The organism is Vibrio sp. 10N.222.48.A3 (genome assembly GCF_041475345.1).
Classification (GTDB): Bacteria; Pseudomonadota; Gammaproteobacteria; order Enterobacterales; family Vibrionaceae; genus Vibrio; species Vibrio tasmaniensis_A.
This window is the reverse complement of the sequence record NZ_JBFRVX010000523.1, coordinates 1-7,933: the sequence shown is the minus strand read 5'-3', so window position 1 is coordinate 7,933 and position 7,933 is coordinate 1. Positions and strand designations below refer to the sequence as shown.

The following is a 7,933-nucleotide window of genomic DNA, read 5'->3' as shown; positions in this document are numbered from 1 at the left end:
CGTCGCTTGACTCACATTAGTTTGATTAGACAATTCTTTGATCGTCACATTACCCATCTCTTGGATTGCGCGCATTAAAATCAATTGAGGGCCCGTCAAACCATACTCTTTACTCAGCTTTTTCGAGTGTAAATCGATAGCGCGAATAATTTGGCGAATAGCGACCAAGATTTCGTCATGTTTATCCAAGATGCAGACCTTTGTACTAATATACTGTGAGTGACTTTACAGGGTCGTGGCGATGAGATTTTCCAAACTGAACAGCTTAGGATCGCTCGAATTACACTGTAAATTGATAATTTACTTCATTGATTTTTCCGCATTGTACTGATGTTAATACTATTCTCAATCTTTTCTATACCACTAAACTTGCGTGGTACGGCACTTTTGCTTAATGAAGGGGGAATCAAAGCTTCAATGACGGCAAAAATAATGAGTCAGAGAATACAAACTAAAAGAATAATATATTTTAATAATCATAGAGGTAGAGAGATTTAGCCCTCTCTACCTAATAAAAAACCAGCCTAAATTGCTAAGCTTAAAAACGAAATTTTACGCAGCGGTATTCATCTGAAAGTTACCAGTAAGCGCATTATAAAATTCACTGTTATCCAAAATACCGACCAGTTTATTGTCTTCCACCAGCAAAATCGGATGATTACTTAGCTGTTTCAGTTTAATCGCATCGCGCATGCCAATCTCTGGGCTTGCCACTACCACACTCGACGCGCTGATTGCCGTTAAATCGTCAGATTCGTTCCACTCAACAAGCGCTAAAGTTGATTCACCTTTTACAGATAAAGTACCTTCACTCTGCTCAATCCATAAGTCTTTAGAGTCACAGATCTTCCAACTTTCATCTTCTTGTTTCAAAGAATCCAGTGGCTGCATCAACGAACGACCTTTCAATACGTTCAACGGGTTAGTGTGTGCGACAAAATCTTTCACATATTCCGTTTTTGGTGTGAGTACGATCTCTTCAGGCTTACCATGTTGAATCAACTTGCCTGACTCCATGATCGCAATGTTATTACCAATCTTCAGCGCTTCGTCTAAATCATGACTCACGAACAGAATCGTTTTGTTAAGCTTGTTTTGCAATAGAATTAGCTCATCTTGCAACTGCGCACGAATCAGCGGATCAAGCGCTGAAAACGGTTCATCCATAAGAAGAATGTCGGTATCCATCGCAAAAGCACGCGCTAGGCCAACACGTTGCTGCATACCGCCAGAAAGCTCATGCGGATACTTGGTTTCCCACTCAGCCAAACCCACCATTTCAAGTTGTTCACGCGCTTTAGCACGACGAACATCTTTGGCGACACCTTGCATCTCTAGACCAAACGCCACGTTATCTAACACGTTTAACCAAGGCATTAGGGCAAATTTTTGGAACACCATAGAAACGCGGTGAGTACGAAGATGACGCAAGGTCGCTTCGTCGCACTGTTCACCTAAATCAACCAGCTTGTCTCCATCTTTGATCGCCAATGAGCCACGGCTGATCTCATTCAAGCCGTTAACTGCGCGAAGCAAAGATGATTTACCAGAACCAGACAAACCCATCAGCACACAAATCTCGCCTTCTTCAACGGTCAGCGACACATTATCTACGCCAACGACTTGGCCAGTCTCATCAATGATCTCTTGGCGAGTTTTACCTTGATCGAGCAACTCAAGCGCTTGCTTCGGCTTATCACCAAACACAACATCGAGATTCTTAATGGTAATCGCGTCCATTGTCTTTTTTTCCTGAGAGTTAGACATGATTATGCTTCCTTCTGGTTTGGTGTTTTGCACAAGCGATCAAGAATGATAGCGACTAATACAATCGCCAGCCCGGCTTCAAAACCTTGTGAGATGTTCACTGTGTTCAATGCGCGAACAACAGGTTTACCAAGCCCGTCAGCACCGACAAGAGCAGCGATAACCACCATCGAAAGCGACAACATAATACATTGAGTGACACCTGCCATAATACTTGGTAAAGCAGCCGGTAATTCGACCTTCATCAGCAATTTCATGCGGCTCGCACCAAACGCTTTACCCGCTTCAATCAACTCTTCAGGTACTTTGGTGACGCCTAAGTAAGTCAAACGAATTGGTGCGGCAATGGCGAAGATGATGGTCGAGATTAAGCCAGGAACGATGCCCAAGCCGAATAAAACCAAAGTCGGAATCAGATACACAAACGTTGGAACCGTCTGCATTAAATCAAGAATGGGTCTAAGCACCGTATATAACCAAGGGCGATGCGCGGCCATAATGCCAACTGGAACGCCAATTAATACGGAAATCGTTGTCGCTGCAAACACGAGGACAAAGGTTTCCAGCATTTCTTGCCAGTAGCCAAGGTTTAAAATAGTCAGCAAAGCTGCAACCACGAAAATCACAAGCGAGGGTTTACGGTGTAAATACCATGCAATCGCTGCGGTCATCACGATTGGTAAAGCCGGTGGCATCCACTTAAATACATCGACTAAAAACATAATGACGGTTTCTAGAAAAATCGAAATAGCGTCAAAGAATCCTGCTGCATTGATTGTTAGCCAATCAACACCCGCTTCCATCCATTGACCAACAGGGATTTTGTTTTCCGTAATAAAATTCACAATATTGCCTTTTATTATGGGTGGGCTACTTCAAACCAATAGACAATTGGCAAGCCCACCTTTTTTATTTATAGAGCTTTGATAAATAGATCGATAGGTAGGTAAAACTAAGCTTTAACTTGTTTTAGGTATTCAGTAACCGCTTGAGCCGCTGATTCACCTTTATGCGTTTTTACGTTCTCTAACCAAGCTTCAACTTGTTGAGGGTTATTGTTCAACCATTGTTGAGCCGCTTTCTCAGGCTTCACTTTTTGGTTAAGAATCTCTTCCATCAACTGGTTTTCCATCTCTAGAGTGAACTCTAGGTTTTGCAGAAGTTGACCGACGTTTGCACATTCAGACACGTAGTTTGAACGAACATTGGTGTAAACATTCGCGCCACCGTAGTTAGGGCCGAAGAAGTCGTCACCACCTGATAGGTATTCCATCTCAACATTGCTGTTCATTGGGTGCGGTGCCCAACCAAGGTAAACGATCCACTGGCTACGACGAGCAGCGCGAGATACTTGCGATACCATGCCCGCTTCACTTGATTCCACTAGGCTGAAATCTTTCAAGCCAAACGCGTCAGCATCAATCATTGATTGGATTAAGCGGTTGCCATCGTTACCCGGCTCAATACCGTAGATGCGGTCTTTAAATTTGTCGGCATGTTTTGCTAGGTCGGCGAAGCTTTTCACGCCAGAGTCGTACACGTATTTTGGTACGGCTAGTGTGTATTTCGCACCTTCAAGGTTGGCACGCACTGTCTCTACCGTTCCCGCTTCGCGGTACTTAGCGATGTCGCCTTCCATAGTTGGCATCCAGTTACCTAGGAATACGTCAATATCGCCGTTCGCCATTGAAGAGTAAGTAACAGGTACTGAAAGTAGGTCAGTTTTTGTTTTGTAGCCTAGGCCTTTCAGTAGCTCTGAAGTGACCGCCGTTGTTGCGGTAATGTCTGTCCAACCAACATCAGCGAAGCGTACGTTTTCACATTGTTGTGGTTCAATAGAAGCGTTAGCACCAAATGCAAATGCAAATGAACTGATGGCTAGTGCTGTTAACGTTTTCGTGGTCATGTTCTGAATATTTAGAGTCGTCATAATGGTTCCTTTTTATCTTTCCTTTTTCTGCTCGATATCAACACCGATAGAGAGCAGTTCTTCTGACTTTTGACTTTTGACTAATTTTTGTTGTTACTTTTTGCTTTTTCTATTTTTGAACTATTTTCTATTTTTGAACTAATAACAGAGGCTTACGCTTCTCTTACTGGTTTATTTATTCTTTGCTTCTCTTGCCACTCAGGTGCAATCCACACTGGAACGTCCTGCGCTTTGAGCATTGGCTTACCCAAAATCAAATCGGAAGCACGCTCGGCAACCATAATGGTCGGGGCGTTCAAATTACCGTTTGGAATGATTGGGAAAACCGATGAGTCGACAACACGTAAGCTGTCGATACCGCGAACGCGACACTCTTCATCAAGCACCGCCATTGGGTCGTTATCTGAACCCATTTTGCAGCCACATGAAGGGTGATATGCACTTTCAACGTTCTGCTTAACCCATTCGTCAATCGCTTCATCAGAAGTAATATTTAGACCCGGCTGAATCTCTTTGCCTCGGTACACATCCATCGCAGGTTGAGACAAAATCTCACGCGTCAGACGAATACAATCGCGCCAATCTTGGCGATCTTGTTCAGTCGAGATGTAGTTGAAAATGATCTCTGGCTTGGCATGCGGATCAGCAGAAGTGATCGCAACCGTACCGCGACTCTCTGGCTTGTTAGGCCCAACGTGTACTTGGAAACCGTGACCATCAAAGGCCGCTTGCCCGTCGTAACGCATCGCTGCTGGCAGGAAGTGATATTGAATGTTTGGCCACTTCAATCCTTTGCGAGAACGAATGAACGCGCACGATTCAAAGTGGTTAGTGGCACCAAGGCCTTTGCGAGTCAGAATCCACTCTGCGCCAATCATGCCTTTGCTGACTAAACCAAGCTTGCTGTTGAGCGTGATGGGTTCGTTACAGTGATATTGGAAGTACACTTCCAAGTGGTCTTGTAGGTTTTCACCGACGCCACTGAGTTCGTGTTTAAGCTCAACACCCGCCTTCTCAAGTACCGCTTTCGGGCCGATACCAGAAAGTTGCAGCAGTTGAACCGAGCCAATAGAACCCGCAGAAGAGATCACTTCTTTGTTCGCCACGGCCACTTGGGTATTGCCTGACTTTTCAAACTCAACACCAACCGCTTTCAGGCCTGATTGACCTTCTGATGACTGGTCTTTTGCGACGAGTGCTTCAAGTAAGAAACGACGTGCCACGATGCCTTTTTTCAAGGTAAGATTTGAACGCTTCAATGCACGACGTAGATAAGCGTTAGAGGTTGAGGCTCTAACACCCTTGTCTACCGTCATATGCATGGTGCCAAAGCCTTCTTGCTGGTAGCCGTTGTAATCTTGTGTTTCTGGGTAACCGGCGTCTTTACCTGCATCAATGAATGCTTGGTAAAGCGGGTTGAGCTCCATATCGTTACCGTTACAAGTGCCGACAGGGCCATTGTCGCCACGATATTCGTCACCACCTTTATTCCATGATTCAGCACGGCGGAAGTAAGGCAAGCAAGCTTGGTAATTCCAACCGGCTGCGCCCTCTTCTTCCCATTGGTCAAAGTCACAAGCGTGGCCACGAACGTAAACCATGCCGTTGATCGATGAGCTGCCACCCAACACCTTGCCGCGTGGACAATGCAGTTCACGTCCATCAAGGCCCGGTTCTTGTTGGGTCTCAAATTGCCAAGCGTACTTTTCAGTATTCATCGGGTAAGAAAGCGCAGTCGGCATTTGGATAAAAATACTCTTATCCGTACCACCCGCTTCCAATAGTAAAACGCTATGTTCACCGCTTTCCGTTAGCCTATCCGCTAACACACAGCCGGCCGAACCCGCGCCGACGATAATATAATCGTAGCGTTGTTCCATGTTTTGATTTCCCTGAGATAAGTCAGTAGGGCTAGCTCTGTTAAGCTAACCCATAAAATTGAGTGTTACGCGTTAGGCATAAGGGCTGGCGTAGTCGCCAAGTTCAATAAGAATGCTCTTAGTCTGCGTATAGTGGAGTAGAGTCTCTGGCCCGTTTTCGCGGCCAACCCCTGAAAGTTTGTAGCCACCAACAGGCATTTCTGCAGGTGAGTCACCCCATGTATTAACCCAACAAATACCCGCCTGCATTTGATGAATAACACGGTGAGCGCGAGAAAGGTTTTGCGTGAACACACCAGCCGCAAGGCCGTATTTGGTATCGTTAGCACGACGAATCACATCGTCTTCATCGGTGAACTTCAACACTGACATAACAGGGCCGAAAATTTCTTGCTGAACGTGAGGCATGTCGTCATGGCAATCGGTGAATACCGTAGGAATAACAAAGTTGCCGTTTGCTAAGCCGTTGTCCGTCACTTGATAACCGCCAGTCAGCAGGGTTGCGCCCGACTGTTTAGCCAGCTCAATTGCTTCAAGGACTTTTGAAAGGTGTTCTTTAGAAATCAACGCGCCGATCTGAGTCTCCATATCCATTGGGTTACCAATGATTAGCTTCTCAGTGCGTGTTTTAAGTTGGTCGATAAATACGTCATAGATGTTTTCGTGTACATAAACACGAGTACCGTTAGTACATACTTCGCCTTGGGTGTAGAAATTAGCGACCATTGAAGCCGACACCGCATCGTCCAATTTCGCATCATCAAAGATGATCATTGGTGATTTACCGCCGAGCTCCATCGTTACAGACTTGAGTGTTTTAGCACTGTCTGACATTACCGCTTTGCCCGTACCGGTTTCGCCTGTGAACGACACTTTAGCGATGTCTGGGTGCGCCGTTAGCATTTGGCCGACACGGTAATCGCCCTGAACTACGTTAAACACACCATCAGGAAGGCCAGCTTCTGTGAAGATCTCAGCAAGTTTAAGTGCCGTTAGCGGCGTTTCTTCTGAAGGCTTGAAAATCATCGCGTTACCCGCAGCGAGTGCTGGAGCCGATTTCCACATTGCGATTTGGATAGGATAGTTCCACGCGCCAATGCCCGCACAGATACCTAGCGGTTCACGACGTGTGTAGAAAAATTGGGTGTCACTAAGAGGTTGTTGATCGCCTTGCAGCGTAGGTGCTAGCCCTGCGAAGTACTCAATAACGTCGGCGCCAGAAGCCACATCGACTTCGATCGCTTCTTGTAATGGCTTGCCCGTATCGACAACCTCAAGGTTCGCAAGGTCATTATTTCGAGCTCTAAGTATCTCTACCGCCTTTAAAAGAATGCGGCTGCGTTCTACGGCTGTCATTGCTGACCATACCGCAAACCCGCGCTTCGCCGATTCAATCGCATTTTCGACGTCAGCTGAAGAAGCTTGGCCAAGCGTTGCGATAGGTTCGCCGTTTGCAGGGTTAATGCTGACGAAAGTTTCGCCTGAGGTAGCGTCAACCGCTTTACCATCGATGTATAACGAGTTCATTTCCATTTGATCTTCTGACTTAATTATTGTTGTTAGACTCTATCGGTCTATGTATTTGTGAATGCATATCGTTGTTGAGAGCGAGCCTTTTGAGCTCACTCACTAGAATTTTTGATGACTCATTAATCACGCTGACACGAGTAAAACGTAAGCTGCTTGTCTAAGTAGTCATTGATGATTGCACGAGCTTTGTCGGCGTTAATGCCTTCAGGATTGAGCGTCCCTCTCAGCCAGATGCCATCAATTAATGATGCGATGCCGTGTGCGATCAATTCCGCTTGATCAGGTTGAAAAAACGATTTTAATTCAATAAGTAAGTGAGAAATCAAACGCTTTTCATTCACGCGCTGAAGGCGCTTGAGTTGAGCGTCATGCATCGAATAAGACCAGAATGCGAGCCATGTTTTCGACACTTTATTTTCCGCTTGATAGCCTTCGAAATTACCGTTGATGATAGCGTTGATCCTTTGCTGGTGAGCATCAGCAGGGAGCGCTTTTAATTCTGTTGTTACGGTATTCGAAAGTTGGCGCAGTATTTCTCGCATGGTCTCTTCGAGCAGCCCATGCTTTCCACCAAAATAGTGATTAATAATGCCAGTGGAGACTCCCGCTTCTTTGCTGATCAACGCAATACTCGCGGCATGCAAACCCACTCGATCAATCACCGTCATGGTGGCTTGAACAAGCTGTGGTTTACGTATGTCAGGCATCCCAACCTTGGGCATTTCTTATTCCTTCTATTTTATATTGAACGTTCAGTTAAGTATAAAATGACAGAAATTTAATTAGGGTTCAAATGATTATTTAAAACAAATTCGTAACAACACAC

At 45.4% G+C, this 7,933-nt stretch carries 6 protein-coding genes and 1 pseudogene; all 7 read right to left on the bottom strand.

Translation table 11 applies throughout. The annotated features are described in order from the left end of the window. A pseudogene (locus tag AB4653_RS15210) lies at window positions 1–189 on the bottom strand (MarR family transcriptional regulator); the annotation flags it as partial. A 363-nt stretch (window positions 190–552) separates the two neighbouring features. Next, the gene (gene choV / locus AB4653_RS15205; RefSeq protein ID WP_009845975.1) at window positions 553–1,767 is read right to left on the bottom strand and encodes a choline ABC transporter ATP-binding protein; all 1,215 of its coding nucleotides are present in this window, start codon (window positions 1,765–1,767) and stop codon (window positions 553–555) included. Window positions 1,768–1,769: 2 nt separating this feature from the next. Next, window positions 1,770–2,612 (bottom strand): choline ABC transporter permease subunit, encoded by an 843-nt coding sequence (choW, locus tag AB4653_RS15200; RefSeq protein ID WP_009845976.1) that lies wholly within the window; start codon window positions 2,610–2,612, stop codon window positions 1,770–1,772. Between the two features lie 107 nt (window positions 2,613–2,719). After that, the gene (locus tag AB4653_RS15195; RefSeq protein WP_009845977.1) at window positions 2,720–3,697 is read right to left on the bottom strand and encodes a choline ABC transporter substrate-binding protein; all 978 of its coding nucleotides are present in this window, start codon (window positions 3,695–3,697) and stop codon (window positions 2,720–2,722) included. A gap of 152 nt (window positions 3,698–3,849) precedes the next feature. Beyond that, the gene (gene betA, locus AB4653_RS15190) at window positions 3,850–5,577 is read right to left on the bottom strand and encodes a choline dehydrogenase (protein ID WP_009845978.1); all 1,728 of its coding nucleotides are present in this window, start codon (window positions 5,575–5,577) and stop codon (window positions 3,850–3,852) included. Window positions 5,578–5,649: 72 nt separating this feature from the next. Then, window positions 5,650–7,110 carry a betaine-aldehyde dehydrogenase gene (gene betB, locus AB4653_RS15185; protein ID WP_009845979.1) on the bottom strand — a complete coding sequence of 487 codons (1,461 nt, stop codon included), beginning with the start codon at window positions 7,108–7,110 and terminating at the stop codon, window positions 5,650–5,652. 116 nt (window positions 7,111–7,226) lie between these two features. Further along, window positions 7,227–7,829, bottom strand: a complete 603-nt coding sequence (betI, locus tag AB4653_RS15180) for a transcriptional regulator BetI (RefSeq protein WP_009845980.1) — start codon at window positions 7,827–7,829, stop codon at window positions 7,227–7,229. Between the last annotated feature and the right edge of the window lie 104 nt (window positions 7,830–7,933).

What these genes read in the sequence shown, in the direction of transcription:
- AB4653_RS15195 (WP_009845977.1), bottom strand. Translation starts at nt 3,697, where the DNA reads ATGACGACTCTAAATATTCAGAACATGACCACGAAAACGTTAACAGCA.
- choV (WP_009845975.1), bottom strand. Translation starts at nt 1,767, where the DNA reads ATGTCTAACTCTCAGGAAAAAAAGACAATGGACGCGATTACCATTAAG.
- betI (WP_009845980.1), bottom strand. Translation starts at nt 7,829, where the DNA reads ATGCCCAAGGTTGGGATGCCTGACATACGTAAACCACAGCTTGTTCAA.
- betB (WP_009845979.1), bottom strand. Translation starts at nt 7,110, where the DNA reads ATGGAAATGAACTCGTTATACATCGATGGTAAAGCGGTTGACGCTACC.
- betA (WP_009845978.1), bottom strand. Translation starts at nt 5,577, where the DNA reads ATGGAACAACGCTACGATTATATTATCGTCGGCGCGGGTTCGGCCGGC.